Origin of the sequence: Promicromonospora sp. NPDC023805, from assembly GCF_040639635.1 — a bacterium.
GTDB lineage: Bacteria > Actinomycetota > Actinomycetes > Actinomycetales > Cellulomonadaceae > Promicromonospora.
Window position 1 is genome coordinate 47,311 of the sequence record NZ_JBFAAH010000019.1, and the last position, 25,843, is coordinate 73,153.

Consider the following 25,843-nt stretch of genomic DNA (forward strand, 5'->3'; position numbering starts at 1 on the left):
TACCCAGCACTCAACAGGTTCAGTAGACGTACGGCCAGCCTGCCGAGTCGTAGCCGAGCAGGTTGATGCCCAGGCGGGACGCCCCGCTGTCCGTGTAGTAGTGGTAGAAGAACGCGTCGGCGTCGTTGTCGGCGAGCACCGCCTGGTGGCCGGGGCCGTGGATGCTCCCGTGGCCCGCCAGGATCTCCGTCCCGCCGCCGGAGTTCATGGCGGTCCCTGCGCGGTCGACGTACGGACCGGTGACCGACGTCGAGCGGCCCACCATCACGCGGTAGGTGCTGTTTGCGCCCTGGCAGCAGGCGTCGAACGAGACGAACAGGTAGTAGTAGCCGCCTCGGTAGTGGATGGTCGGGGCCTCGATGGCGCCGCCGCCGCGGCCGGCGATGCTGTGGAACTCGGTCCCGGACCGCTTGCCCGTCGCGGCGTCGAGCCTGATCATCTTCAGACCCGACCAGAACGAGCCGAAGCTCAGGTACCAGCGGCCGGACTGGTCGATGACGAGGTTGGGGTCGATGGCGTTCCAGTTGTCCGACGTCCGCGACTCGACGACGAGGCCCTGGTTGGTCCACGAACCCTGCGCACCGGTGGTGCTCGTGGCGAGGAAGATCGCCGAACGGTTCGAGCCGAACGTCGAGGCCGAGTAGTACATGTAGTAGCGGCCGTTGACGTAGGTGATGTCCGGCGCCCAGACGTCGTTGCTGTTGTTCGTGTACCCGTGCGCCCACGGGACGCCGTTCGGGAACGCGGCCCCGGCGTCGTTCCACCGGGTGCGGTCCGTGGACGTCTTCAGGGTGATCCCGGCGCCCGTGTGGGCGAGCAGATAGGTGCCGCTGGGCGTCTTGGCGACCTCCGGGTCGTGCACGCCGGTGCTCCCCGTGACGGCCCCCGGGTTGGGATAGGCCGCCACCGCGCTGGGTGCCGCCATCGACGCGGCAGGGCTGATCGCGAGCCCCGCGGCGACGAGCAGCGCGACGGCCACCTGTCGACGTCGGGCTCTGCTGGCGGATCGTGCTCGGAACTGATGCATCTTTGCCTCCGTCCGGAAGGTACCGGCCACGACGAAGGCCCGATTGTGAGCGCTCACAATCGAAGTCCGGACCGTCGTCGCTCCGGCTTTTACAAGGTTGTAGAACAGTGTGAGGCGGGTGAATTGGCGCGTCAAGTGGCAGCCGAGATCAGTGTTCCCGGGGCCCCGGACCCGACCGCCGGAGCGGGCGGCAAAACGGGCTGTCAAATCTCGCACCCTGCGCGGTAGCCTTCCGACACCGCCGAGGGAGGACACCGATGCCCGCGCCCACGCTCTTCGACTACTCGGACCACAGTCCGTACTCGAACCCCGGAAATCACACAGGACTCTTCACCGAGCAGAGCACCGCTCCAGCCGACCTGCACAAGTTCGTCTGCTCCGCCGTCATTCACTACCGGGCCGGTGGCCCGCAGCTGACCGAGGCCCAGAAGTCCGACCCGGACCGTCGCTGGCTGACCTCGATCCTGGACGCCGCCGAGATGCGCGCACCACTCGACGGGCCGCGCTCGCAGGCCCAGCAGGTGGCCGGCTGCTGCCGTGACCACACGCTCCTGGCGCTCGGCGTGCTGCGCACGCACGGCGTCCCCGCGCGGTCCCGGATCGGCTTCGCCACGTACTTCGTACCCGGCTGGAACGCCGACCACGTGGTGGGCGAGCGCTGGGACGGCACCCGTTGGGTGCGATTCGACCCGGAGCTCGGCCAGGAGGACTTCGACTTCGACGTCCACGACATGCCGACCGGACCGGAGTCCCCGTTCCCGACGGCTGCCGAGTCGTGGCTGGCGATCCGGGCCGGCACCGCCGACCCCGCCACCTACGGCGTGGACCCGGACCTACCAGGGCTGAGCGGCCGGGACTTCGTGCGCGACTACGTGCTGCTCGAGGTGGCGCACCGGCACCGCGACGAGCTGCTGCTCTGGGACCTGTGGGGATCGCGGCTCCGGAACCCGGTGGTCCGCGAGGCGGGGAACGGTCGCGCAGAGGCCTGGGTCCAGGAGACCGGGCTGCCGGGTGCCGACGTGTCCGACGCCGAGCTGGACGCCGTCGTCGACGAGCTCGCGTACCTGCTCGTCGCCGCCGACGCAGGGGACCAGGAGGCCGCCGACCAGCTCGCCGAGCTCTACCGCGAGGACGTGCGGCTGCACCCGGGCGAACGCGTGCTCACGATCTCCCCCACTGGCCACAAGGGCATCACGGACCTCTCCGCCCACTGACTTCTGTCGTGGGCGTGACTCGCGCGGTCACGCCCACGACAAAGCAGGGTCAGAGGCGGGCTACCAGCTCCTGCAGGACGTCGCTCGTGCCCGCCTCGATCTTCACCGTCGCGTACTTGTCGCCGCGGGTGATGCCGCGGTTCACGATCACCACCGGCTTGCCCTCGCCCGCCGCATGCCGCACGAACCGGAGCCCGCTCATCACGGTCAGGGACGAGCCCGCGACGAGCAGCGCGTCGGCGGAGTCCACCATCGCGAACGCGCGGTCCACGCGCTCGCGCGGCACGTTCTCGCCGAAGTAGACGATCTCCGGCTTGAGCACCCCGCCGCAGAACTCGCAGGGCGCCGGCCGGAAGTGGGCGGTCGACTCGATCACGGCGTCGGCGTCGGGCGCGATCTCGATGTCCGCGACGTCGCCGATCGACTCGAGGAAGTCCGGGTTGAGGGCGTCGAGGCGCTCGGCGAGGTGCGTGCGCGAGATGACCCGGCCGCAGGACAGGCAGATCACCCGGTCGTAGCGTCCGTGCAGGTCGATGACGTTGCGCGAGCCCGCGTCCTCGTGCAGCAGATCCACGTTCTGCGTGATGATCCCGGCGAGGAGGTCGCGCTCCTCCAGCCGGACCAGTGCCCGGTGCCCGGCGTTCGGCACCGTCCGGTTCACGTGCTTCCAGCCCACGTGGTTGCGCGCCCAGTAGTGGCGGCGGAACTCCTCGTCGCCCACGAACTGCTGGTAGGTCATCGGGTTGCGGGGCGGGGAGTCGGGGCCGCGGTAGTCGGGGATGCCTGAGTCGGTAGAGACTCCGGCGCCCGTCAGCGCGGTGAACCGCAGGCCGGCGAGCACTTCGACGGCGTCGTCCACCGTGGTGCGGGCGACCTCGACGGGCTCCGGCTGCCAGGTGGTGGGTCGGGCTTGAGGGAACACGCTTACGAGGGTATGCCGGGAGAGGTCCGACGGCGGCGCCTTGTGTTCCATTTCGCACCAGGCTCAGCCGCGCCGCGCCTCGAAGAACTCGCGGAGCAGCGCCCCGCACTCCCCCTCGCGCACGCCGCCGAGCACCTCCACCTCGTGCAGCGCACGCTGGTCACGCACGAGGTCCCAGACGGAGCCGGTGGCGCCCGCCTTCGGGTCCCACGCCCCCAGCACCAGGCGTCGCACCCTTGCCTGCACCAGCGCGCCCGCACACATCGGGCACGGTTCGAGCGTCACCACCAGCGTGCAGCCGGTCAGGCGCCACTCGCCGCGCGCCGCGGCGGCGGCTCGCATCGCGAGCACCTCGGCATGAGCTGTCGGGTCCCCCGTCGCCTCCCGCTCGTTGTGCCCGACGCCGATGACCCGTCCCGCCTCGTCGAGCACCAGGGCGCCGACCGGTACGTCGCCGGTGTCGAGGGCGCGGCGCGCCTCGTCGAGCGCGGCGCCCATCCAGCTCTCCCAGTGCGCGCGGCGCTCGGCGACGCTCATCGCGCTCAGGCCCTCCGACGTCTCCGACACAGAAGTCACCCTAGTGACCCGCACGTCCGTCGACCCGGTGTGGCCGACGCGCGGTGTGGGCCTGGCAACGTTCAGGGCCTCCACGCGGTCCTGGCGCGCAACTGCCCGGTAGCGTGGGGCTATGCGCCTCCACGTCGTCGATCACCCCCTGGTCGCCCACAAGCTGACCGTCCTGCGGGACGAGACAACTGCTTCGCCCACCTTCCGCCTGCTCGTCGACGAGCTCGTCACGCTCCTGGCCTACGAGGCCACGCGGGACATCGCCACCGAGCCGCACGAGGTCAAGACTCCGGTCACCACCATGACGGGCACCCGCCTGGCGTCACCGCCGCCGCTCGTGGTGCCGATCCTGCGCGCCGGACTGGGCATGCTCGACGGCATGAGCCGCCTGCTCCCGACGGCGGAGGTCGGGTTCCTCGGCCTCGTGCGCGACGAGGAGACGTTCAAGGCCGTCACGTACGCGAACCGCCTGCCCGACGACCTCACCGGCCGGCACGTGTTCCTGATCGACCCGATGCTCGCCACCGGCGGCACCCTGGTCGCAGCCATCGACTACGTGCTGGAGCGCGGCGCCCGCGAGGTGACGGCGGTCTGCCTGCTGGCGGCCCCCGAGGGTATCCAGCTGCTCGAGGAGCACGTGGGCGACCGGGCGAACCTGACCGTCGTCGTGGCAGCGGTGGACGAGCGGCTCAACGAGAAGGCCTACATCGTGCCCGGACTGGGCGACGCGGGCGACCGCCTGTACGGCATCGTCTGACGACCAGGCGTTACTGACGGTCGGGCGTCACGCCTGGTCGCCGGGCTGGTCGATGCAGGTGTCGAAGCCCTGCCAGGGCCACCGCGGGGTCTCGTCCCTGCCCAGGGCTGCCGGGTTCACGTTCTGGGCCGGTTCGCACTCGACGTCGCCGACGATGCAGTTCTTGCCCTGGACGCCGTACGACCACTCCACCTCGTGGGTCGTACCCTCGAGGTCACGGTAGAGCCGCACGGTGACGGAGCCCTCGGTGCTGATGGGGGTCTGCCGGGTGAGCGTCAGTGCGGTGGTCTGCCCCGCGGGCACCGACTGGTCGGATCCGATGTCGTTGCTGCTCTCGCGGACCAGCATGCCCATCCAGTCGCGGCCGGTCCGGTTGTCCACCGTCGCCGTGAGCTGCACCTGGGAGTCGGCGGAGCACGCCGTCTCGGTGCCGACCGTCACCGCGTCGCCGGGCCACGTGAGCGCGGCGCACGACTCGAACGATACGTTCGTCGTGTCCAGCACCTTGCCCGCGGCCGTTATCTCGGAGGTCTCGGTGCCCCAGGCGACCGGGTACTCGATCACCTGGGTCTGTCCGGCCTCCACGGTCCTGGTCACGTCCCCCACGTGGAACCGGACGGGCAGTGTCGACGCCGTGTTGTCGGCGGTGAACGCGAACTTCTGCACCGAGCGGTCCTGGGCAACGTCGAACTCGCAGGCTCCTACCATCACGGGCCGGTCGCCCAGCGCCGGGGCGATGACCGCGGCGTCGTAGTGCGCCGTCGGGCTGTCCTTGGCCACGACGGCCTGGGCAGGCGCGTCGCCGTCCTCGTCCTTGCCGTCCCGTGAGAGGCGGAAGACCGCCTCGCCCTCGGGCACTGCCGCGCTACCGGTGTCGACCGTAAGTGTCTGAGTTCCGCCCGGCGTGACGGGGAGCGACACCGACTTCATGGCCGTGTCGCCGACCGAGACCACCATGTCGACCGTCATGGTCTCGTCCGATGTGTTGGTCACCTTGCCCTCGACCGTTACGGTGCCGCCGGTGTTGATCGTCTGCGCACTCACCTCGGTCGACCACTTCGGCGTGTAGCAGTCGGCGGCCTGGTAGTCACCCGCCGGCACAGGCGTCTTGTAGCTCCGGCCGTCCACGTCGGTGGCCAGGACGAAGACCGCCTGACCCGCCGGGAGCCGCAGACCGTCATGCACCGTCAGCTCGATGGACTCCCCGGGTGCGAGGCTCTTACCCGTGGAAGCACTGGTGCCGGCCGCCTGGAGGGCCACCCGCACCGCGCGCTGGGTCGTGTTGGTGTACTTGCTGGTCACCACGGCGTCGGCGGTACCAGGTCCACCCTCGGCGAGGCAGGAGGCCGTGACCGCGCCCACTCCGTCCGTGGCATTCGCCCAGGCGGACGTCACGGTCACCGTCGCGGTGGTGGGGTACGCGTAACCCCCGGTGACGACCGGGCGGATGTTGGCGACGCCGAGCTCCGTGGCCTCCGCCGACGAAGCCTCGACCACGGACGTGACGTTCAGCGCTACGGCGCGATCGTCACCGGGTGCGACCGCCGTCGCGGCGTCGGTGCCCGCGTGCGGGGCACAGAACCAGGCGTTCGGCGACTCCGTGGCCGTGCAGGACAGCTCGGGCTGCGTCCCGGTGGGCATGACGCCGTCGGGCAGCGACACCTCGACACCCCAGTCCGCGGGGACCGGGCGGTCGCCGGTGCTGTTGACGCGGATCGGCAGCGCGGCGGTCCCCGGGCTGCCCAGCGAGACGTTGTCGGACGACGCGGACAGCTCCGGACCGAACGGCGCGACCGTGCGGTCCGCGAGATCGATCGTCACGTGGTCGAGACCGTCGGCCCACACCTCGGCGCCGATGGGGTAGTCACCACCGGCGTTGGCCCGGACGGGCACGTCGACACGGTGCGCCTGTCCCGGTGCGACCTCGCCGAGCGTGCAGAGCAGCACGTTCGCCTGCTCGGTCGGGTTACAGGCGATAGGGCCCTCGTTCGGGAGCGGCCCCACCGTCGCAGGCGCGCTGGGCGACGCACTCGGCTCGGCCTGCGTCTCGCCGTCGGACGCGCTCTCGGGATCCGGATCCGTGCCGTCGGCGCTGTTCTCGCCCGAGCCGGCGTCGGGCGTCGAGGCCCCGGCGTCGTTGGTGCCTTCGGTCGGCTCCGCGGTATCCCGAACCAGCCGTCCTCCCACACCCGTGCCGAACGGTCCTTCGTCCGGCGTCATGGTCAGACCGTGGGGAAGCGTGAGCTCCAGCTGCGTACCCGTCGCGGCGACCTCGCCCGCGTTCGTGATGGTGAACCCCAGGATCTGGTGCTCGCGGGGAGCCAACGGGTCCGAGGCGTCGGTGTAGCCGACGCGAAGAACTGCTTGTGTGCTCGGGTCCGGCTCGAGGTTGTTGTCGGACGGCGCCACCGGCTTGCCGTTCATCTCCTCGGCGCCGGGCAGTCCACGGCCGTCCTCGGTGCTGATCACCCTGTCGGCGGCCACCGGCTCGGGGTCGCTGGGTCCCGCGATCTGCAGTGCCGCGACCATGCTGACGGCGGCGACGGCGATCGCGCCGGCCGCCACGCTGCCGCCCGTCGCCGCGGCGAACGCGCTGGCGGTGGCGGAGACCGCGGACGACACCGCACCCGAGAACGTGCCGGTAGAGGCCGCCCCGACGGTCGCCGTCGCCGCCGGCGCGCTTCCGACGGCCGCGCCCGCGCCGGCCTTGGCCGCGACGACGATGCCACCGATCGGCGCACCCGCGCCGACGAGAGCCAGACCGCCCGCACCGAGCACCAGCGGGGCGATGACCGTCTTCATGCCGTGTGCGACGTCGTGCAGCTCGAGCACCAGGGCGCTGCAGGTGCCGCAGGTCTCCAGGTGGTCGGCGATCTTCGTGGTCTCACGCTTGGACAGGCTGTCCCGCACGTACCCGCCGAGCAGCGGGTTCACGGAGCGGCACGTGTCCGACGGGGCGTGCGTCAGGTGCTGCTGCAGGTAGCCGGCGCGCAGCGCTTCCTTGGCCCGGTAGAGCAGGGCGGAGACACCGTTGGGGCTGAGCCCCAGCACCGGCGCCACCTGCGCGGGCTTCAGGTCGTCGACCAGGACGTACCAGAGCACCTCGCGCCAGCGCTCGGGGAGGTCGAAGTAGGCCTTGGAGACGACGCTGCGCTCGAAGCCGGCGAGCGCGGGGTCCTCGTCGGACGCGACCCGGCCGACCACCGACTCGATCTCGTCGTCGGTGCTGGGGCGCGTACGCGCGGCACCGCGGGACACGTCGAACGACCGGTGACGGACCACCGTGTACAGGTAGGGACGGAACCCTGCGTCGGGGCCCGCGCCGCGACGAAGCATCTCGAAAAGCTTGCTGAAGGCGTCCGCGACGACATCGTCGGCGTCAGCGGGCGAGACGTACTGGCGCGCGAGCGCTCGCGCGGCCCCCGCGTGGCGCTCGTAGAGCACGCCAAATGCTTCACGGTCACCTGACCTGACCTGCAGGATCAGTTCCGCGTCACTCGGGGTGCCCCCCGTGCTGCTCTCGGCTTGCTTCACGTCTACCCAGACTCTCGGCTGTGTCCTGTCCCTGACTATAGAGCCCCGTCAGCGATTTAGGGGTGGAAAATACATTTCTGGCATCAGGTTCGGGTGAAGTGCGGTACACCACTGCCGAAGGTGCGTCATGATGTATCACCGTGAGGGTCCCTTCATCATGAGTGAGTCACAGCAGGAGGCGCGGGTGCGTGTGCATGACCTGCGTGAGCGGTGGCGCGCTACGAGTCTGGCGTCGGTCTGGATCCGGCCGAACGACTGGGAGCATCCCGCCGCCGAAGCGCTGGCAGAGGCATTGGCCGAGGGCCGCGGAGTGATAGCGCCCGCGGAGCGTCTTGGTGCCGCGCGGGCCGCCGTCGGCGCCGGCATCACCGAGGCGCTGGACGACGTCGCCTGTCTGTACGCCGCGTTCGGCCGCCCCACCGACGTCGGTGCGCTGCGTGCCGCGGCGATCGGCTGGGTAGGAGAGCGCGAGCGGGTCCCCTACCAGGTGGCCACGCACGACCCGTCGACAGGCCTGCCGACCGGCGAGTACCTGGGCGAGCGCCTCCGCGAGACCTACGGCACCGCGCAACGCGGCGGCTCCACCGCCGGAACCACCCACTGCCTGCTGGTGCTCGACGTCGGCCTCGACAGCCTCGACACCTGGCAGCGGCTCGCACGATCGGCGGCGATCGGCCGCACCCTGCACCAGGTCTTCGGTGAGGGCCATCCGATGGCCGCCGTCGGTGACGGCACCTTCGTGGTGCTGTGCGAGCGCGGCCCCGCCACCGCGGAGCTGGGTCAGTCGCTGCGCCGCGTGGTGGAGCGCAACGCCGAGGTGCTCGGCCTCACCACCGAGGTGCGCCGGCCGACCCGGGTCTGGGTGGAGCGCCTGCCGGGGACGCACGACGACGCGCTGCTCCTGCTGGACCACCTGGCTCGCTGAGCCGCCGAACCGCGGACATCAACGAAAGCAAGAGCGCCCGCTCACCGTCGAGCGGGCGCTCTGTCTCGTTATGCCTTGTTCTGTCTCTGCCTTCGTTCTAGTCCTGTCGCTTTCTACAGAGCCGGTCGGCGCTCCTGGAAGGTGAGGCAGTCGGCGTGCCCCGGCTGCTCGGGGCCGGCGCCCACGCGGATCGACGAGGCGCCGCACTCCAGGTGGTCGTTGTGCACGCACTCGCCGCGCTGGCAGGCTCCGACGTGCGCGATGACCTTGTCGAGGCCGCCCTTGGTGCTCAGCGGGATGAACGTCGCACAGGAGGCGTCACCTTCGTGACCTGCGATGGTGACGGCGCCGGCGTGGCAGCCGTGGTCGTGGTTGTAGCCGCAGCCGTCGATCGAGCACTCGGCGACCTCGGGCATTTCCATCAGCGTGCTCATGACTCACTCCTCGTTGGTGCGCTGGAACCTCCGGAATACCTCGATCATATTCCGGAAATGCAGAACGCGTAGAGGAAGGAATGCCTTACCTATCTTTTCGGGCGCATTCTTGATTAACGAAAGAATTGCCTTACCGAAATTGCCCAGCAGTCGGAGCGCTCAGCCCTCGCGCCGAGGTGCCGGCCGCCAGAGCACCACTGCTCCACCGCCGACGCCGCGATGCTCGAGGTCGACGCGCATCGCCGCACTCCGGACCCGCTGGCCGCGCTGCACGACCACGACGTCCCCGGCGTCCGGACCCGCGGCGAACACGCGCCCCTCCTCCTGGACCCGCATCAGCAGGTCACCGAGGCGTTCCTCCAGGGCCGAGACGTGCGCCTCGAGGGCGAGGATGCGCTTGATACCGGCCAGGTTGATGCCCTCGACCTGCGCGAGACGTTGTACCTGCAGAAGACGCGCCACATCCCGGCGCGAGTAGCGGCGGCCGCGGCCACGGGTGCGCCGGGGTACCACCAGGCCGAGCCGGTCGTACTGGCGCAGCGTCTGCGGGTGCATACCCGCCAGCTCCGCTGCCTTGGAGACGGTGAGCACGGGTGCGTCGTCGTCGACCATGCGCCCCTCCCTGTCTCGTTCGCTCGGAACTGCGTGCGGGCAGGTTAACCGACCGCGGCGCGGTGGGGACCGTGCCCCACCGCGCCGGACGTCATTCCACCGCCCGCTCGGCCAGCCCGGCGCGCACGTCCTCGCCGTCGCTCTCCGCGGCGAACGTCTCGATCGCCTGCTTGGCCTTCTTGCTCAGCTTCTGCGGCACGACCACCTGGACGCTGACGAGCAGGTCGCCGTTCGCTGTCGCCGTTCGCACGCCGCGCCCCTTGACGCGCAGCGACCGCCCCGACGGGGTCCCCGCAGGCACCTTCAGCCGCACGGGCGGGCCGTCGAGGGTCGGCACCTCGAGCGTGGTCCCGAGCGCCGCCTCGGCGAACGTGACGGGCACGGTCATGCGCAGGTCGAGCCCGTCCAGCGTCCAGACCGGGTGGGCCGCCACATGCACCGTGACCACCAGGTCACCCGCGGGGCCACCGGCGACGCCAGGCTTGCCCTTGCCGCGCAGCCGGATCTTCTTGCCGTCGTTGATCCCCGCCGGGATCCGGGCGGTGATGGTGCGGCCGTTGACGTCCAGCTCGGCGGTCGTGCCCTCCACGGCCGCACGGAACGGCAGCGTGACCTGCGCGACGGCGTCGGTCCCCTTGGTCGGCGCGCCGAACCCCGTGGGGCCGGCCGAACCGTAGGCGGACCTGCCCCCGGCGCCGAACATCGAACCGAGGATGTCCTCGAAGCCCGGGGCGGCGCCACCGCCCTGCGAATAGCGGACCCGCGGCCCGCCTCGGCCGGCGGGACCCTGCCCACCGCCGAACATGGCACCCATGATGTCCTCGAAGCCGCCCGCCCCGGCACCGCCGGGCCCTGCGGAGAACCGAGCGCCGCCGGCCATCGCGCGCACCGCGTTGTACTGCCGACGCTGCTCCGGGTCGGACAGGACCGCGTAGGCCTCGCCGATCTCCTTGAACTTGGTCTCCGCGGCCGCGTTGCCCTGGTTCTGGTCGGGGTGGTGCTGGCGTGCCAGCTTGCGGTAGGCCTTCTTGATGGCCGCGTCGTCGGCGTCCTTGGGTACGCCCAGCACGGCGTAGAAGTCCTTCTCCATCCAGTCCTGACCGGTCATGGCACCTCCTTCCGCGTCTTCCGGGTCGAACCGGTGGTCGTGCTCGTCAGGACCTGCGTCCCGACGAGCACGACCACCGGTAGATCACTCAGGTCCGACGACGCCCACGCGTGCCGCCCGGACCACCTTGTCGCCGATCTTGTACCCGGGCTCCACCACGAGGTTCACCGTGGAGGCCGTCGCGTCCGCATCGGTCGAGTGCATGAGCGCTTCGTGCAGGTTGGGGTCGAACTCCTCCCCCACCTTGCCGAACCGCTCGACACCGAACTTCTGCAGGCTCTGGTCGAGCTTCTCCGCGATCGCCGCCATGGTGCCGCTCAGCTCGCCGTGCTGCTTCGCGCGCTCGACGTCGTCGAGCACGGGCAGCAGCGCGGCCAGCACGTCCTGCACACCCCGGTTCCGCGCGGCCTCCTGGTCGCGCAGCGCCCGGTTGCGGTAGTTCGTGAAGCTGGCCCGCTCGCGCTGCAGCGCGTCCAGGTGCTCCGCGGCCTCGGCCTTCGCCTTGAGGACCTCGGAGGCCTCTGCCGCCTCACCGGACGGCTCGAAGTCGAGCCCTTCCAGCGGGTCGCCGTCGGTCTCGGCAGGCTCGGCCACCGGGGCGGTCTCGTCATCCGAGGCAGGCCCGTCCACCGAGGCAGCCTCGTCCGACGGTTCCGCCGGACGGCTCTGCTCGCCGGAGTTGTTCACCTTGCGCTTGTCCGTGAAGTGGAAGGGGTGCTCCTCCGAGCCGTCGGGCTCAGGGGTCCCCTGCGGGTTCTCTTCGGTCACTTGCGCTCTTCCTCGTCGTCCACGATCTCGGCGTCGACGACGTCCTCGTCAGCGGCGGACTGGGCGTTCGCCTGCGGTGCGCCGTCGGCGCTCTGCGGCGCCGCCTGCTCGGACGCGTACAGCGCCTCGCCGATCTTCTGCGAGGAGGCGCCGAGCTTCTCGTACGACGTCTTGACCGCCTCGGCGTCCTCGCCCTCGAGCGCGGACTTGACCGCTGCGATGTCCGCCTCGACCTCGGTGACGACCTCCGCGGGGAGCTTGTCGCGGTTGTCCGCGATCTGCTTCTCCATGGAGTACGCGAAGGCCTCGGCCTGGTTGCGGGTGTCCGCATCCTCGCGACGCTTCTTGTCCTCCTCGGCGTGCAGCTCCGCGTCCTTGACCATGCGGTCGATGTCGTCCTTGGGCAGGGCCGAACCGCCGGTGATCTTCATCGACTGCTCCATGCCCGTGCCGCGGTCCTTGGCGGACACGTGCACGATGCCGTTGGCGTCGATGTCGAACGTGACCTCGATCTGCGGCACGCCACGCGGGGCGGGCGCGATACCGGTGAGCTCGAAGACACCCAGCGGCTTGTTGTCGCGCGTGAACTCACGCTCGCCCTGGAACACCTGGATCGCCACGGACGGCTGGTTGTCGTCAGCGGTGGAGAAGACCTCGCTGCGCTTGGTCGGGATGGCCGTGTTGCGCTCGATGAGCTTGGTCATCACGCCACCCTTGGTCTCGATGCCGAGGGACAGCGGGGTGACGTCGATCAGCAGGACGTCCTTGCGGTCACCGGTGATGACGCCGGCCTGCAGGGCGGCGCCGACGGCGACGACCTCGTCCGGGTTGACACCCTTGTTCGCCTCGCGGCCACCGGTGAGCTCCCTGATGACCTCGCTCACGGCGGGCATGCGGGTGGAGCCACCCACGAGCACGACGTGGTCGATGTCCGAGACGGAGATGCCCGCATCGCGGATCACGGCGTGGAACGGCGCCTTGGTCCGGTCGATGAGGTCCTGCGTCATCTGCTGGAACTGAGCGCGCGTGAGCTTCTCGTCCAGGTGGATGGGGCCGTTCTCGCTCATCGACAGGTACTGCATCGAGATGTTGGTGCTCGTCGAGGACGAGAGCTCCTTCTTGGCCTGCTCGGACGCCTCACGGAGCCGCTGCAGCGCGATCTTGTCCTTCGACAGGTCGACGCCCGACGAGTTCTTCACCTGCTTGATGAGGTACTCCACGACGCGCTGGTCCCAGTCGTCGCCACCGAGGCGGTTGTCACCGGAGGTGGCGCGCACCTGGATGGTCGAGAAGTCGTCCTCGTCCTTGCCCACCTCGAGCAGGGAGACGTCGAACGTTCCACCGCCGAGGTCGAAGACGAGGATGAGCTCGTCCTCCTTGCCCTTGTCCAGGCCGTAGGCGAGAGCGGCCGCGGTGGGCTCGTTGACGATGCGCTTGACGTCGAGGCCCGCGATCTGGCCGGCGTCCTTCGTGGCCTGGCGCTCGGCGTCGTTGAAGTACGCCGGGACCGTGATCACGGCCTCCGTGACGGGCTCACCGAGGTACTCCTCGGCGTCGCGCTTGAGCTTGCCCAGGATGCGGGCCGAGATCTCCTGCGGCGTGTAAGCCTTGTCGTCGATGCTCACCGTCCAGTCGGTGCCCATGTGGCGCTTGACCGACGAGATGGTGCGGTCGACGTTGGTGACCGCCTGACGCTTGGCGACCTCACCGACCAGCACCTCGCCGGTCTTGGAGAACGCGACCACCGACGGGGTGGTCCGCGAGCCCTCCGCGTTGGCGATGACGGTGGGCTCTCCACCCTCGAGGACGGTCACCACCGAGTTCGTGGTGCCGAGGTCGATACCTACTGAGCGTGCCATGTGACTGCCTTCCTCCGACAGATTGAGTCTTCTGCACTCAACTTAAGCCGGAGCTCGCATGGAAGCAAGCCCGCACCCGCAAAGTTGAGTCCACATCGCTCAACCTCGTTCGGGACCGGAAAGTTCCCGGCGGTGCCCTTCCGCGTGCAGGACCAGGCTGACCTGCGCGGACGCCGCCCCAGCGGACGCAGGATTATCGTGGCGTCATGCCCTTCGAGATCGCCCTCACCGACGACGTCACACTCCGTGAGCTGACCAAGGACGACGCAGAGGCGCTCGCCCGGGCCTACTGGCGCAACCGTGAGCACCTCGCCCCCTGGGACCCCGTCCGCCCCGAGGCGTTCTACACGGAGGAGTGGCACAAGGAGCACCTCTGGGCGCTGGTGCTGGAGAACTCCACCGGCCGTGCCCTGTACACGGCGTTCGAGGTGGACGGCGAGATCGTCGGCAGGCTGAACCTCACCGACATCGTGCACGGCGCCTTCGAGAACGGGCACGTCGGCTACTGGCTGGACGCCCGGTTCACCGGCCAGGGCCTGATGACCCGCGCCGTCGAGGCGCTGGTGGAGCACGCCCGGGACGAGCTGGGTCTGCACCGCCTCCAGGCCGCGACGCTCCCCCACAACGAGGTGTCCCAGGCCGTGCTGACCCGTGTCGGCTTCGAGCGGATCGGTTTCGCGCCGGGGTACCTGAAGATCGCCGGGCAGTGGCAGGACCACGTCCTGTTCCAGCTGCTCCTGCACGCCAACTGACGACCACGCGGCGCGACACGCCGTCGCCGACCCTGTTTCGCCCCTGTCAACAGGCGCGACGCCCTGACGTGCGGTACACAAGGGTGCACGACCGAGGCCACAGGGGTGGGGGCATCGGACGCGTACCCCGCGGGCTTGCCCGCGGATGTTTGATGCCCGGGACCCCGGGCCTCTACGGGGGGAGACCACCATGGCAAGCATCCACGGAAGCTCGTTGTCGATAGCGCTCCTGACAGCCTTGCTCGATCCCGAGGAGGACGGTCTCAGGTCACCTCACGTCCAGGACCTCCTGCAGGAGGCGCTCGAGACCCGCGAGGACGCGCGGGACGTGATCGTCGCGCTGCTCGCCTCGTCCGGCTCGATGCTGCGGCAGATCAGCTACCACAACGAGCAGGAGCCGCTCGAGTCCCTGCAGAAGGTGGCTCTGGGCTTCCAGCGCAAGGTAGTGCAGCTGCCCAGCTGAGTCAGCGTGCGGCCCGCGCCGCCACCGCCTCGGCGTCCCGCAGCAGGCGGAGTGCGTTACCGCTGGTCAGCTTGCCAAGGTCGTCATCGGACCAGCCGTTGTCCGCGAGCGCCGCGAGCAGCCGGGGGTAGCCCGACACGTCCTCCAGCCCTTCGGGGAGGGTGGGGGTCCCGTCGTAGTCGCCGCCGAGTCCCACGTGGTCGACGCCTGCGACCTCGCGGACGTGCTCGACGTGCGCGACGACGTCGGCCAGCGTGGTGCGGGGCTGCGGGTGCCGGGACCGCCACTCGGCGATGAACGGCTCGAAGGCCCCGAGGTCGGTGTTCTTGATGCCCTGGGCCGCTGCCGCCTCCGCGCCGGTCGCCCGCCACTCGGCGACGGCGGGTGACACGAACTGCGGCACGAACGTCACCATGCAGACGCCGCCGTTGGTCGCGAGAGTGGTCAGGACGTCGTCGGGCACGTTGCGGGGGACGTCGCAGACTGCGCGGGCGCTGGAGTGGCTGAAGACGACGGGGGCCGAGGTGATGCGCAGCGCGTGGCGCATGGTGCCGGCAGAGGTGTGCGAGAGGTCCACGAGCATGCCGAGGCGGTTCATCTCCCGCACTACGTCCTCGCCGAACGGCGAGAGGCCGCCCAGCACCTCGTCGTCGGTGGCCGAGTCGGCCCACGGCACGTTGTCGTTGTGCGTGAGGGTCATGTAGCGCACTCCGAGCGTGTGGAGCATGCGCAGGACGGCGAGGGACTCGTCGATGGAGTGCCCGCCCTCCGCGCCCATGAGCGAGGCGATCCGCCCGTCGGCCCATGCCTGCTCGACGTCGGCGGCGGTCAGGGCGAGCCGGAGCGTGTCCGGGTACTTCCGCACCATGCGGTGCACGCAGTCGATCTGCTCGAGGGTCGCGGTGACCGCCGCCCCGCCGGCGAGCTGTGCTGGCACGTAGACGGACCAGAACTGGGCGCCGACGCCGCCGTCGCGCAGGCGCGGCAGATCGGTGTGCGTCGCGCTGAGCCGCTGTGCGATGTCGACGGCGTCGAGGTCGTAGAACGACTGCTCCCGCAGCGCCCAGGGGAGGTCGTTGTGACCGTCCCAGACAGGGTGCTTCGCGAGGAGCGCGGTGAGGCGGTCGGCAGTCGTCGTCATGCGGACGACGCTATCGCGCTGCCGCGTCGCCCGGCCTGGCCGGGTACGGGTCAGGCGTGCAGGTCACCCGGGTGACCTGCACGCCTGACGCCTATCGCGGGTGAGGGATCAGCTCACTGATCAGCTCACCGATCAGCTCACCGATCAGCTCACCGATCAGCTCACGCGGTACCAGTTGCAACCGGCGGACTCGAAGCCGACCGCCGTGGAGGGCATGGTGATCGTCTTCGGCCCGGTCAGCTCGCCGTGGCCCACCAGGTTGGACCGGTCCTCCTTGCCGGTGAACTCCTTGATGAAGGAGTAGTAGCAGGAGTAGCCCTTCTCCGGTCCCGGCGTCACGTAGGTGCCGCGCTCCAGCTGGTCGCCCAGCATGTACACGCCGTCCTTGAACGTGGTCGCGCTCGGCTTGACCATGCCGGGGTAGTACCTGACCCACGTGCCGCAGTCCAGCGACGCGAACGAGCCGTCCCCTGACTTCACGGTGGCGATGCGCTGCCGGTAGCCGGCGTCGAAGCCCCACGACTCGTCCGAGGGTCCGTACCGCTCCCAGAGGCAGGGGTTCACCGTCCCGGCCTGGGCGATGTAGGTGGCCGCCGGGATCCCGTTGGCACCCACCACCCACCACTCGTCGGCGGGGATCGTGGTTGCGGGCCGGTAGACCGTCGCGACGGAGCCGCTGCTCTTGGCCGTCGTCGCGTAACCGGTCTTGCGGGCCGTCACGACCACGGCGAGCTTCTTGCCGTAGTGCGAGCCGTGGATCGTGTACGACGAGCTGGTCGCGCCGGAGATCGGCACGCCGTTCGAGTACCACTGGTAGCTGACCGAGGCGGCGGGCCGCCACGTACCCGGGACCGCCCGGACCGTTGACCCCACCCGCGCCGAGCCGGACACGGTCGGGGTCGGCATGCTGGAGAACTTGGTGCCCACCGTCTGCTGGGCCGAGGTGACGGTCTTGGTCGTGAAGCCGGTCCCCTTACGGGTCACCGACACCGAGATCTTGTGCCCGTTCCACGACGACGGGATCCGGTAGGAGCTGGCGGTCGCGCCGCTGATGCTCGTGCCGTTCACGCGCCACTGGTAGGTCGTGGTCGACGCCGACGGCGTCGCCGGCGGAACCACTGCCGTGACCGTGTACCCGGAGGCCGGTGCGCCGTCGATCCGCGGCGTCGCCTGCGAGTAGACGCCGTAGGCGACGGACTTCGCGCCGCTCGTGCGGCTCGCGGTGATGTACCCGGGGCGGGACCCGGTGATGGTGACGGTGAGCTGCCTGCCCCGGTCCGTGGCCTTGGGCGTGTAGGTGAACGCGGTGGCGCCGGAGATCGACGTGCCGTTCGCCTTCCACTGGTACTTGAACTGGGTACCGGACGTCCACGTGCCCGACAGCGCGCGCAGCACGCTGCCCACGCGGACCGTGCCGCTGATGGTGGGGTCGGTCGCCTGGATGGCGGTCGGCTGCACCACCGGTGTGGGCTCGCTGGTCACCGCCGTGGGGAGGTGGCCGTCGGCGGAGCCGAGGACGGTGACCGTCAGCGCGGCTCCGGCGTCGTCACCCAGCGGGGTGTACGTCGACTTCGTGGCGCCCGGGATCATCCTGCCGTCGCGGCGCCACTGGTAGGTGAACGTCGCGACCGGGCTCCAGGCCTCTACCGCCGCGGTCAGCGGGACGCCGACCTTGTACTCGGCGCCGGAGACGGTCGGCACGGTGGTCGTCTCGAACGCAGCCGCCTGGGCCTGCTCGAAGGCCGCGAGGACGTCGAGCTTGCCCTCGCCCCACACGTTGTTGTCGTCGGTGGTGCCGCCGCAGGACGTGTCGTTCATGTCCTGCGCGGAACCGTCGAGGATCGCCCGGGTCGCCGGAACGTTGCCGAGCAGCTCGGGGACCGCGTCCCACAGCAGCGCCACGGCACCCGCGACGTGCGGTGCGGCCATCGACGTGCCGTCGTAGTAGTCCGCCTGGTTGGACGGAAGGGTCGACAGGATGTAGGAACCCGGCGCCGCGATGTCCGGCTTGACGTTGCCGCTCTGGCCGGGGCCACGCGACGAGAACTCGGAGATCGTCCCGTTCCGCGTGAACGACCCCACCGAGTAGTTGACCGTGCGCGAGCCCGGGCTGCCGGACGAGTCACAACCGAACTCGCCGGAGTTGCCGTTGGCGAAGGTGGAGAAGATGCCCGCGTGCTCCCAGGCGGTGATCACGTCCTCCATGAACGGGTCCGTCGAGAAGTCGGCGCCCCACGAGTTGTTCACGACGTGGGGGCGCAGCTCCGGGTTCGGGACCGGGTCGGCCGAGCCCTGGTCGAACGGGGCCAGGATCCACTCGCCCGACGAGATCAGGTCCTCGTCGGTCCAGCCGCCACCACCACCGGCAGCGGCGATCCACTCGGCGCCAGGGGCCACGCCGACGGCGCGCTGCACGCCGTTGTGCGTGACCGTGCCGCCGACCATGGTGCCCATGGTGTGCGTGCCGTGCCCGTCCGTGTCGTGCGGGTCCTGCCGGCCGTCCACCGAGAAGTAGTTGTAGGCGTCCGGGTCGCTCGCGCCCTGACCGCGGTACTTGCCGGCCAGAGCGCTGTGGCTGCCGTCAACACCGGTGTCGATGTTGGCGACCACCATGCCCTTGCCGGTGTAGCCGGCGCTCCAGAGGTCGTTCGCGTTGATCGCGGTGATGCCCCAGGCCGGGGTCACCGCTGCCGCGTCGACGTCCTCCTCGGGCACGGCCGCCGCGTCGACGGGCTCCGGCGCCGCGTAGCGCGTCGTCGGACGGACCTCAAGCACCTCCACGTCGGCGGCGAGGTCCATCGCCTGGTCGAGCGAGCCGTCCTCGACGAGGATCGCGTTGGTCGCCCAGTAGGACGTGTACGCGGCGCCGGACTTCTCCAGCTCCGCGATGGCCTGCCCCTGCGCGGCGTCGGCGGTCGCGACGAGGGCGTCGTACACGTACTCACCGCGCTCGGACCAGCTGGTGATCGACTTGGCGGACGTCAGGTCGGCGTCGTCGGCGAACCGCAGCCAGAAGTCGGTGGTACCACGGGCCTGGAAGGCCCGGGTGGCGGCGGGAGTGATCTTGTCCTTCGGGGCGACCGCACCGGGAACCGCCTGAGCGGCGGGGTTACCCGGCAGAGCGCCGGACGGCGAGCCACGGTGAGGATCGGGGGCGGCGACCGCCGCGCCCGGTACTGCCAGAAGTGCCAGGGCGGTGGCCGAGGCCAGCACCATGGAACTACGTCGAATGCGAGGGAGCATGGGTTCTCCAGGCTGGGGCGCCCGGGATGCCAGGGCGCACTGGACCTGCACGGGGCAGGGGATGTGCCGTGAACATATCGCCGGAGTTCAGACAAATGCCTGGAAATACGCAGAACTCACCCGGGTGATATTTAGATCTCGCGGCCGCGCAGCCTGTCGATCTCCCGGCGCTCGCGCTTCGTGGGGCGCCCGGCCCCGCGGTCGCGCAACCCGACGGCCTCGCGCTCGACCCGCGTCGGCAGGGCCGGGCTGTGGTCGAGGTACGCCTTGGCCGCGATCGGGGCGCCCACCCGCTTCGGCAGCAGCTCCACGACCTCGACATCCCGGTCCCGGAGCGGGTCGCGCCAGGTCACGCGGTCACCGGTCGCCACAGAGGCCGATGCCTTCGCGACCTTGCCGTTGATCCGGACCCGGCCGCTACGGCACAGGTCGGCGGCGACCGACCGGCTCTTGGTCAGCCGCACCGCCCATAACCACACGTCGATGCGCATCGGCACATCCTCCCACCGCCCCACCGTTGAGTGCCGGGTATTTGTGCACTTCCGGGACCGAGACCCGCAAATACCCAGCACTCAACGGGGGCGGTCAGGTCGTGGCTCGGACCCAGCGGGGGTCGGAGGGGGTTACCTCGTGGAGCGCGCCCGTGATCGTTACCAGCTTGCGGGTTGTCGGTGGGGTGGCGGCGCCGTCCGGGCTCGGTGCGTCGTCCGGCAGGTCGTTCGGCTCGTCCAGGTCGGCGATGCCCTCTGCCACCACCCTGACAACGCTGTCGGCCGCATGCGCACCCACCCACACCTCGACGTCGCCTGGTTCGACGACCCGCGTCATGCTCCGGTCGGTGAACGCGAAGCGGGTCGTCGGCACGTCGAACGTGACGGTGGTGGACTCCCCCGGCTCGAGCGTGACGCGGTGGTAGCCGAGCAGCTGCGCCGTCGGCCGCGCGACGGAGCCCAGCACGTCGCGCCCGTACAGCTGCACGACGTCGGAACCCGCCACCCCACCGGTGTTCGTGACCGTCACGACGGCGCCGAACGTGCCGCCCGCTGCCACCACCCGGTCCACGGAGACCAGCTCACGCGTGAACGTCGTGTACGACAGGCCGAACCCGAAGGAGCGCGGCGGCGTCGAGTCGGTGGACGTCACCTCGGACGCCCCGCCGAGGATCGGGTGCAGGTACGAGTACGGCTGCGCACCGGTGGACCGCGGGAGCGACACGGGCAGGCGCCCCGAGGGGTTCACCCGGCCCGAGATGACGCCGGCGAGCGCGCTGCCGCCCTCTTCCCCGGGGAAGAACGCCTGGAGCACCGCCCCGGGCTTCCTGGCACCGGTCCCGCCGGAACCCGGTGCGGCATCGAGCGCCCAGCCCACCGCGTACGGGCGCCCGGTGACCAGCACCATGACGACGGGCTTGCCAGCGGCGAGCACCGCCTCGACGAGCTCGCGCTGCACGCCGGGCAGCTCCAGCGACTCGCTGTCGTTGCCCTCGCCCACCGTGCCCCGGCCGAACAGTCCTGCCTGGTCGCCCACGACGACCACCGCGACGTCGGCCGCCTCCGCGGCGGCCACGGCCTCAGCGAAGCCGGACGTGTCGTCGCCCTCGACCTCGCAGCCCTGGGCGAACGTGAGCTCGGGCGCGGACAGGCCCGCGCGGTCGAACTCGACGGCCAGCGCCTCGGCCACCGACGGGATCTCGAACCCTGCCGGGACGCCGGGGAAGTGCGCGAGCACGTGGTTCGCGAACGAGTAGCAGCCCATCAGCGCCTCGGGTCGGGCCGCGTTCGGCCCGATCACCGCCACGCGGGCAGGCTTGTCGTGCCACGAACCGAGCGGCAGCACGCCGTCGTTCGAGAGCAGCACCACCGACTCCTCGGCAAGTCGCCTGGCCACGTCGCGGTGCGCGGGCGAGTCCAGGTCGACGACGGCGGGCGGGGCGTCCTCGTACACGTCGGGCTCGAGCAGCCCGAGCTCCTCCTTCTGCTTCAGTGCGCGCAGCACCGCCCGGTCCACTATCTCGACCGGCACCGTCCCGTCCGTGACGAGCGCGGCGAGCGGCTCGAGGTACGCGTCACCGGACGGCAGCTCGACGTCGACGCCCGCCTCCAGCGCGGCCGCGGCGGCCGCGCCCCGGTCGGCGGCGACGGCGTGCATGACCGTCAGGAACGCGACGCCGAAGTAGTCGGCGACCACTACGCCGTCGAACCCCCACTGCTCGCGGAGCAGACCTGTCAGGTACTCGCCCGACGAGTGCATGGGCACGCCGTCGACATCGTTGTAGGACGCCATCACGGAACGCACCCCGCCGTCGAGCACTGCCATCTCGAAGGGCGGGAGGTAGATGTCGGCGATCTCGCGCGGTCCGGCGCTCACCGGGGCGTGGTTTCGCCCGGCCTTGGACCCGGAGTACGCCACGAAGTGCTTGAGCGTGGCGTGCACGCCCGCCCCCTGCAGCCCGCGCACGTAGGAGGTGCCGACCGTCCCGACGAGGTAGGGGTCCTCGCCTATGCACTCGTCGACCCGCCCCCACCGGGGGTCGCGGACGACGTCGAGCACCGGCGCCAGCCCCTGGTGGATGCCGAGCTCACGCATGGACTCCCCGATGAGCCGGCCCATCTCGGCCACGAGCTCCGGGTCGAACGACGCGCCCCACGCGAGCGGCGTCGGGAAGGTGGCCGCCTGCCAGGCCGCCAGGCCCGTGAGGCACTCCTCGTGCACCAGCGCGGGGATCCCGAGGCGGGTCTCGCGCTTGAGCCTCCGCTGCTCGGCCCAGAGCCACGCCGCCCGCTCCACCGGGTCCACCGGTCGCGTGCCGTACACCCGCGTGTAGTGGCCGAGGCCGTTCTTCGTGGTCTCCTGGAGCGAGCTGGAGCCCTGGCCGCCGGCCATCTCGCCCTGCATCGGTGCCACGACGTTGCCGCCCTGGTCCAGCCAGTACCCGACCAGCTGGGCCAGCTTCTCCTCGAGTGTCATCTGTGCGTGCAGCTCGCGCACACGCTCCGACACCTCGGGCATCGCCCGAAGCGCCACGGGCAGCTCCGTCATATAGATCCCTTTCTTGACCTGCTTCTTCAGGCCTGCTTCGAAAGATGGCCGGCCCGGGACGTGGCCCGTGCGCGGCGGCCGCGCCTGCTCAGCCCTTGACGGCTCCGGTGAGACCGCCCACGATGCGCCGCTGCATGGCCAGGAAGAACACCAGCGCGGGGATCATGGCGAGGGTCGTGAAGGCGAACACTCCTGCCGTGTCCGACGCATGCTCCGACGAGAAGTCGGCCACGCCGAGCGGCAGCGTCTTCATGTCCGACTGCAGCAGGAGCAGCGGCAGCAGGTACGCGTTCCACGAACCGACGAACGCCAGCACACCGACCGTCACCATCCCCGGACCGGAGAGCGGCAGCACGATGCGCCAGAAGAAGCCGATCCTGGACGTACCGTCGAGCTGCGCCGCCTCCTCGAGCTCCTTCGGGATCGCGGCGAGGAACGGCCGCAGGATCACGACCGTCACCGGCAGGGCGAACGCCGCCTGCGGCAGCGCAACACCCATCCAGGTGTTCCCCAGCTGCAGGTTCTGCGTGATGAGGATGAACAGCGGGACGATCGCCACGGTGGCGGGGAAGAGCAGGCCCACCACGAAGACCATGAACAGCGTCTCGCGGCCCTTGAACTGGTACCGGGCCAGCGGGTAGGCGGCCATCACGCCGAACACCACGGTGATCGCAGTGGTCAGCACGGCGATGGCCGTCGAGTTCAGCGCGTACTGCCAGAAGCTGGCGCTGGTCAGGACGCCCACGTAGTTGTCGAGCACCCACGGACTGGGCAGGCCGGCCGGGTCCTGGGCGATCTGCGCGTTGGTGCGGAAGCCGCCCAGCACGCCGTAGAGCACGGGCCCCAGCGTGAGCGCTGCGATCGCAAGGGCTATCGCGTAGACGACCGGGTTGCCGCCCCCGAAGGAACCGCGCTTGCCGGGCCGCTCCCGCCGGGAGGGTTCACGCGTGGTGGGGGCGTGCATCAGCACTGCCGCGTTCGAGGCACTCACCGGATCACCTTCTTCGTCTTCTTCCTGTTCACCGTCACCGCGTCGGGTCGCGTGTCCCGGCTGAGGATGAGCTGCTGGTACAGGACGGCCATGATGAGCGCGATGACGAAGAGGATCACCGAGGCTGCTCCCGCGATACCGAAGTTCTGGCTCCGGGTGCCCTCGTTGATGAGGTAGGTGGCCATGGTGGTCGTGGAGTTGGCGGGGCCACCGCCGGTCAGGATCCACACCATGTCGAACAGCTGGAGCGCGCCGATCATCGACAAGAACGCCCAGGTACGCATCGTCGGGCCGAGCAGCGGGACGGTGATCTTGCGCTGCACCTGCCACCACGAGGCGCCGTCGAGCTGGGCGGCCTCGTAGAGCTCTTCCGGCACACCCTGCAGACCCGCGAGGAACAGGATCACGGCGAGGCCGAGGTACTTCCACGTGAGGACGCCGAGCACCGTCAACAGCGCGAGGTCCGGGTCACCGAGCCAGCCCTGCTCCGGCGTCCGCAGGCCGACGGCGCCGAGCAGACCGTCGATCACGCCGTACTCCGGCTGCAGGAGCTGGAACCAGACCACGCCGGCGATGACCTCGGCGAGGACGTACGGCACGAAGATGATCGTGCGCAGCAGGCCCTGGCCCCACATCTTGCGGTTGAGCAGGAGGGCGATGGCCAGGCCCAGCGGGAGCTGGACCGCTATGGAGCCTCCGACGATGATCAGGTTGTGGACTATCGAGTCGACGAAGACGTCGTCGGCCAGCACCGTCACGTAGTTGCGCAGGCCGACGAAGTCGACCAGCGGGCCGAAACCCTTCCAGCGGTACACCGAGAGCTGGACCGCCGTGATGATCGGCCAGACCACGAAGAGCGCGAACAGGGCCAGGGCGGGCGTGACGAAGAAGACGATCTCGAGGCGCTTGCGCCACGCAGAGGTCACCCTGCCGCGCCCGCCCGTGGCTAGTGCAGTCACTGGCTCACTGCTCCGCTTCTGCCGCGGTCTGGATGGCGTCGACGACGTCCTGCGGGCCGGACTCACCGGCGAACATGAGGGCGATCTCGTCGTTCATGGCACCGCCGACCGACTGGCCGAGGCGCGTGTCGAGGTAGAGCTGGGTCACGCCACCGCCGTCGCGCACCGGGAGCAGCTGCGCGAGGGTCTCGTTCGAGAGCGAGTCCGTCGCGGCGGGGTTCGTCGGCAAGCCCATGTCGAGCTCGGCGAAGCCCTGCTGGACCTCGTCCGAGAGCAGGTAGTTGGCGAAGTCGACCGCCGCGTCGGGTGCCGCGGCCGAGACCGACCACGCGTCGCCGCCGCCCATCTGGTCGGCGGGGTCGCCGCCCTGGCCGTCGAACGTCGGGAAGGCGAACCAGCCGAGGAAGTCCGGCACCTCGCCGCTCTCGGTGAGGCCGCCGGCCACGCCGGGCTCCCAGTGACCCGCCAGCTCCATCGCGGCCTTGCCCGTCGCGAGCAGACCGGAGGCCGACGTCGGCCCGGTCTGGGCCGGGGTGGTGAGGAAGCCCCTGTTGAACGGCTCCTGGGCGATGACGTCCTCGACGTGCTCGCCGGCCTTGACGAAGCACGGGTCGGAGTAGTCGGCGCTGTCGATGGCGGTCTCGACGACGTCGAACGGGCACTCACGGACGACGCCGTAGTACCAGTAGTGCGCGGCCGGCCACTTGTCGCCGGCGCCGACGGTCAGCGGGGTGGTCCCGGCTTCCTTCAGCTTGTCGAGGTAACCGTCGAACTCCTCGATGGTCGGGTTCGGCGACACCTCGGAGATGCCCGCCGCCTCGAAGAGGTCCTTGTTGTACCAGAAGCCGACGATGCCCATGGAGAAGGGCAGGGCGTAGACCTTGTCGTCCACCGTGTACTGGTCGGCGAAGCTCGAGATCTTGGTGATGGTGTCGGCGGAGTCCTCGGTGAGGTCGCGCACGAGCCCGGCCTCGACCTCGTTGGCGAGCTCACCGCCGCCCCGGCTCATGTAGACGTCCGGGATCTGCTCGTCGTCGCCGGACTGGAAGGCCGCCTGGAGCTTGGTCCCCATGTCCTCGTGCTGCATTGCCGAGACCTTGACCTTGACGCCGGTCTCCGCCTCGAAGTCGGCGGCGACCTTGTCGTAGTACTCCTTGCCCTCACCGGTGTTCGAGTTGTGCCACCAGGTGAACTCCTGCGCATCGGCGTTCTCGTTGGTCTCGCCATCGGTCGGGCCCGAACCGGCTCCGACGCAGCCAGCCGCGAGCAGGGCGACGGTGCCGCCGAGCGCGATCAGCGCCGCGCCGCGCATCTTCCTCATCATTGTGGAACCCCTTGTAGTCGTCATCGACGGTCGGCAGGAGCCTGCCGGTGACGGACGACAGGTCCGTCAGTCAGGAGACTGGCAGCCGGGCAACGGTTTCGTCAAACGGTTTCGATATCGATTTCGAAACGGATCGGTAAACCAGACACACCTCGTTGCCCGGGGTACTCTCACTTCCGTGCACAGTGGGACAGGCTCACCCGG

The 25,843-nt window shown here is 70.2% G+C and carries 21 protein-coding genes; 5 read left to right on the plus strand and 16 right to left on the minus strand.

The features are described 5' to 3' along the window. Window positions 1-19: 19 nt before the first annotated feature. Window positions 20-1,027: an arabinan endo-1,5-alpha-L-arabinosidase gene (locus tag AB0F70_RS18580; protein WP_357451322.1), complete on the minus strand. Its 1,008-nt coding sequence runs from the start codon at window positions 1,025-1,027 to the stop codon at window positions 20-22. Window positions 1,028-1,284: 257 nt separating this feature from the next. On the opposite strand from AB0F70_RS18580, the gene AB0F70_RS18585 reads away from it, so the two are divergent. Beyond that, window positions 1,285-2,241: a transglutaminase-like domain-containing protein gene (locus AB0F70_RS18585; protein ID WP_357451325.1), complete on the plus strand. Its 957-nt coding sequence runs from the start codon at window positions 1,285-1,287 to the stop codon at window positions 2,239-2,241. A 49-nt stretch (window positions 2,242-2,290) separates the two neighbouring features. On the opposite strand, the gene AB0F70_RS18590 is transcribed toward AB0F70_RS18585, so the two are convergent. Both AB0F70_RS18590 and AB0F70_RS18595 read right to left on the minus strand, forming a co-directional pair. Beyond that, window positions 2,291-3,100: a Sir2 family NAD-dependent protein deacetylase gene (locus AB0F70_RS18590; protein ID WP_357451497.1), complete on the minus strand. Its 810-nt coding sequence runs from the start codon at window positions 3,098-3,100 to the stop codon at window positions 2,291-2,293. Window positions 3,101-3,226: 126 nt separating this feature from the next. Further along, entirely contained in the window at window positions 3,227-3,700 is a 474-nt protein-coding gene (locus tag AB0F70_RS18595; RefSeq protein ID WP_357451501.1) for a nucleoside deaminase, read from the minus strand. 151 nt (window positions 3,701-3,851) lie between these two features. Between AB0F70_RS18595 and upp the strand changes: the two genes are divergently transcribed. Then, window positions 3,852-4,487 (plus strand): uracil phosphoribosyltransferase, encoded by a 636-nt coding sequence (gene upp / locus AB0F70_RS18600; protein WP_357451328.1) that lies wholly within the window; start codon window positions 3,852-3,854, stop codon window positions 4,485-4,487. A 27-nt stretch (window positions 4,488-4,514) separates the two neighbouring features. On the opposite strand, the gene AB0F70_RS18605 is transcribed toward upp, so the two are convergent. Then, window positions 4,515-7,931 (minus strand): sigma-70 family RNA polymerase sigma factor, encoded by a 3,417-nt coding sequence (locus AB0F70_RS18605; protein WP_357451331.1) that lies wholly within the window; start codon window positions 7,929-7,931, stop codon window positions 4,515-4,517. 247 nt (window positions 7,932-8,178) lie between these two features. Here AB0F70_RS18605 and AB0F70_RS18610 point away from each other — a divergent pair, with 247 nt between their 5' ends. Further along, window positions 8,179-8,946 carry a hypothetical protein gene (locus AB0F70_RS18610; RefSeq protein WP_357451334.1) on the plus strand — a complete coding sequence of 256 codons (768 nt, stop codon included), beginning with the start codon at window positions 8,179-8,181 and terminating at the stop codon, window positions 8,944-8,946. 113 nt (window positions 8,947-9,059) lie between these two features. On the opposite strand, the gene AB0F70_RS18615 is transcribed toward AB0F70_RS18610, so the two are convergent. The 5 genes from AB0F70_RS18615 to dnaK all read right to left on the minus strand — a co-directional run bounded on the left by AB0F70_RS18615 (window position 9,060) and on the right by dnaK (window position 13,727). After that, window positions 9,060-9,380 carry a DUF1540 domain-containing protein gene (locus AB0F70_RS18615; RefSeq protein ID WP_357451337.1) on the minus strand — a complete coding sequence of 107 codons (321 nt, stop codon included), beginning with the start codon at window positions 9,378-9,380 and terminating at the stop codon, window positions 9,060-9,062. Between the two features lie 159 nt (window positions 9,381-9,539). Further along, window positions 9,540-9,992, minus strand: a complete 453-nt coding sequence (locus AB0F70_RS18620; protein WP_357451340.1) for a MerR family transcriptional regulator — start codon at window positions 9,990-9,992, stop codon at window positions 9,540-9,542. A gap of 91 nt (window positions 9,993-10,083) precedes the next feature. Next, complete coding sequence (locus AB0F70_RS18625; protein ID WP_357451343.1) at window positions 10,084-11,100, minus strand: DnaJ C-terminal domain-containing protein; 1,017 nt, start codon at window positions 11,098-11,100, stop codon at window positions 10,084-10,086. A gap of 84 nt (window positions 11,101-11,184) precedes the next feature. Then, on the minus strand, window positions 11,185-11,868 hold the full coding sequence (gene grpE / locus AB0F70_RS18630) for a nucleotide exchange factor GrpE (protein WP_357451346.1): 684 nt from the start codon (window positions 11,866-11,868) through the stop codon (window positions 11,185-11,187). After that, window positions 11,865-13,727: a molecular chaperone DnaK gene (gene dnaK / locus AB0F70_RS18635; RefSeq protein ID WP_357451349.1), complete on the minus strand. Its 1,863-nt coding sequence runs from the start codon at window positions 13,725-13,727 to the stop codon at window positions 11,865-11,867. Before dnaK ends, grpE begins: the two co-directional genes overlap by 4 nt. A gap of 206 nt (window positions 13,728-13,933) precedes the next feature. Here dnaK and AB0F70_RS18640 point away from each other — a divergent pair, with 206 nt between their 5' ends. Together AB0F70_RS18640 and AB0F70_RS18645 are read left to right on the plus strand one after the other, a co-directional pair. Beyond that, window positions 13,934-14,479: a GNAT family N-acetyltransferase gene (locus AB0F70_RS18640; protein WP_357451353.1), complete on the plus strand. Its 546-nt coding sequence runs from the start codon at window positions 13,934-13,936 to the stop codon at window positions 14,477-14,479. A 190-nt stretch (window positions 14,480-14,669) separates the two neighbouring features. Beyond that, a complete protein-coding gene (locus AB0F70_RS18645) occupies window positions 14,670-14,942 on the plus strand; it encodes a hypothetical protein (RefSeq protein WP_026366117.1) in 273 nt (90 codons plus the stop codon). A 1-nt stretch (window position 14,943) separates the two neighbouring features. Here the strand turns inward: AB0F70_RS18645 and AB0F70_RS18650 are convergent, their stop codons facing one another. The 7 genes from AB0F70_RS18650 to AB0F70_RS18680 form a co-directional block, all read right to left on the minus strand. Beyond that, complete coding sequence (locus AB0F70_RS18650; protein ID WP_357451356.1) at window positions 14,944-16,083, minus strand: dipeptidase; 1,140 nt, start codon at window positions 16,081-16,083, stop codon at window positions 14,944-14,946. A 156-nt stretch (window positions 16,084-16,239) separates the two neighbouring features. Beyond that, a complete protein-coding gene (locus AB0F70_RS18655; protein WP_357451359.1) occupies window positions 16,240-19,326 on the minus strand; it encodes a S8 family serine peptidase in 3,087 nt (1,028 codons plus the stop codon). A gap of 131 nt (window positions 19,327-19,457) precedes the next feature. Then, window positions 19,458-19,817, minus strand: a complete 360-nt coding sequence (locus AB0F70_RS18660; RefSeq protein WP_357451362.1) for an RNA-binding S4 domain-containing protein — start codon at window positions 19,815-19,817, stop codon at window positions 19,458-19,460. 94 nt (window positions 19,818-19,911) lie between these two features. Further along, entirely contained in the window at window positions 19,912-22,365 is a 2,454-nt protein-coding gene (locus AB0F70_RS18665) for a glycoside hydrolase family 3 N-terminal domain-containing protein (RefSeq protein ID WP_357451365.1), read from the minus strand. Between the two features lie 88 nt (window positions 22,366-22,453). Next, a complete protein-coding gene (locus tag AB0F70_RS18670; protein ID WP_357451504.1) occupies window positions 22,454-23,329 on the minus strand; it encodes a carbohydrate ABC transporter permease in 876 nt (291 codons plus the stop codon). Between the two features lie 23 nt (window positions 23,330-23,352). Then, on the minus strand, window positions 23,353-24,315 hold the full coding sequence (locus AB0F70_RS18675) for a sugar ABC transporter permease (RefSeq protein WP_357451368.1): 963 nt from the start codon (window positions 24,313-24,315) through the stop codon (window positions 23,353-23,355). A gap of 4 nt (window positions 24,316-24,319) precedes the next feature. After that, the gene (locus AB0F70_RS18680; RefSeq protein WP_357451371.1) at window positions 24,320-25,639 is read right to left on the minus strand and encodes an extracellular solute-binding protein; all 1,320 of its coding nucleotides are present in this window, start codon (window positions 25,637-25,639) and stop codon (window positions 24,320-24,322) included. Window positions 25,640-25,843: the final 204 nt, after the last annotated feature.

Bases quoted from the DNA above. Each gene is read 5' to 3' on its own strand.
- AB0F70_RS18585 (WP_357451325.1), top strand. From the start codon at position 1,285: ATGCCCGCGCCCACGCTCTTCGACTACTCGGACCACAGTCCGTACTCG.
- AB0F70_RS18655 (WP_357451359.1), bottom strand. From the start codon at position 19,326: ATGCTCCCTCGCATTCGACGTAGTTCCATGGTGCTGGCCTCGGCCACC.
- AB0F70_RS18580 (WP_357451322.1), bottom strand. From the start codon at position 1,027: ATGCATCAGTTCCGAGCACGATCCGCCAGCAGAGCCCGACGTCGACAG.
- AB0F70_RS18650 (WP_357451356.1), bottom strand. From the start codon at position 16,083: ATGACGACGACTGCCGACCGCCTCACCGCGCTCCTCGCGAAGCACCCT.
- AB0F70_RS18680 (WP_357451371.1), bottom strand. From the start codon at position 25,639: ATGATGAGGAAGATGCGCGGCGCGGCGCTGATCGCGCTCGGCGGCACC.
- AB0F70_RS18615 (WP_357451337.1), bottom strand. From the start codon at position 9,380: ATGAGCACGCTGATGGAAATGCCCGAGGTCGCCGAGTGCTCGATCGAC.
- AB0F70_RS18640 (WP_357451353.1), top strand. From the start codon at position 13,934: ATGCCCTTCGAGATCGCCCTCACCGACGACGTCACACTCCGTGAGCTG.
- upp (WP_357451328.1), top strand. From the start codon at position 3,852: ATGCGCCTCCACGTCGTCGATCACCCCCTGGTCGCCCACAAGCTGACC.
- AB0F70_RS18610 (WP_357451334.1), top strand. From the start codon at position 8,179: ATGAGTGAGTCACAGCAGGAGGCGCGGGTGCGTGTGCATGACCTGCGT.
- AB0F70_RS18645 (WP_026366117.1), top strand. From the start codon at position 14,670: ATGGCAAGCATCCACGGAAGCTCGTTGTCGATAGCGCTCCTGACAGCC.
- AB0F70_RS18625 (WP_357451343.1), bottom strand. From the start codon at position 11,100: ATGACCGGTCAGGACTGGATGGAGAAGGACTTCTACGCCGTGCTGGGC.
- dnaK (WP_357451349.1), bottom strand. From the start codon at position 13,727: ATGGCACGCTCAGTAGGTATCGACCTCGGCACCACGAACTCGGTGGTG.
- AB0F70_RS18670 (WP_357451504.1), bottom strand. From the start codon at position 23,329: ATGCACGCCCCCACCACGCGTGAACCCTCCCGGCGGGAGCGGCCCGGC.
- AB0F70_RS18660 (WP_357451362.1), bottom strand. From the start codon at position 19,817: ATGCGCATCGACGTGTGGTTATGGGCGGTGCGGCTGACCAAGAGCCGG.
- AB0F70_RS18665 (WP_357451365.1), bottom strand. From the start codon at position 22,365: ATGACGGAGCTGCCCGTGGCGCTTCGGGCGATGCCCGAGGTGTCGGAG.
- AB0F70_RS18620 (WP_357451340.1), bottom strand. From the start codon at position 9,992: ATGGTCGACGACGACGCACCCGTGCTCACCGTCTCCAAGGCAGCGGAG.
- AB0F70_RS18595 (WP_357451501.1), bottom strand. From the start codon at position 3,700: ATGAGCGTCGCCGAGCGCCGCGCGCACTGGGAGAGCTGGATGGGCGCC.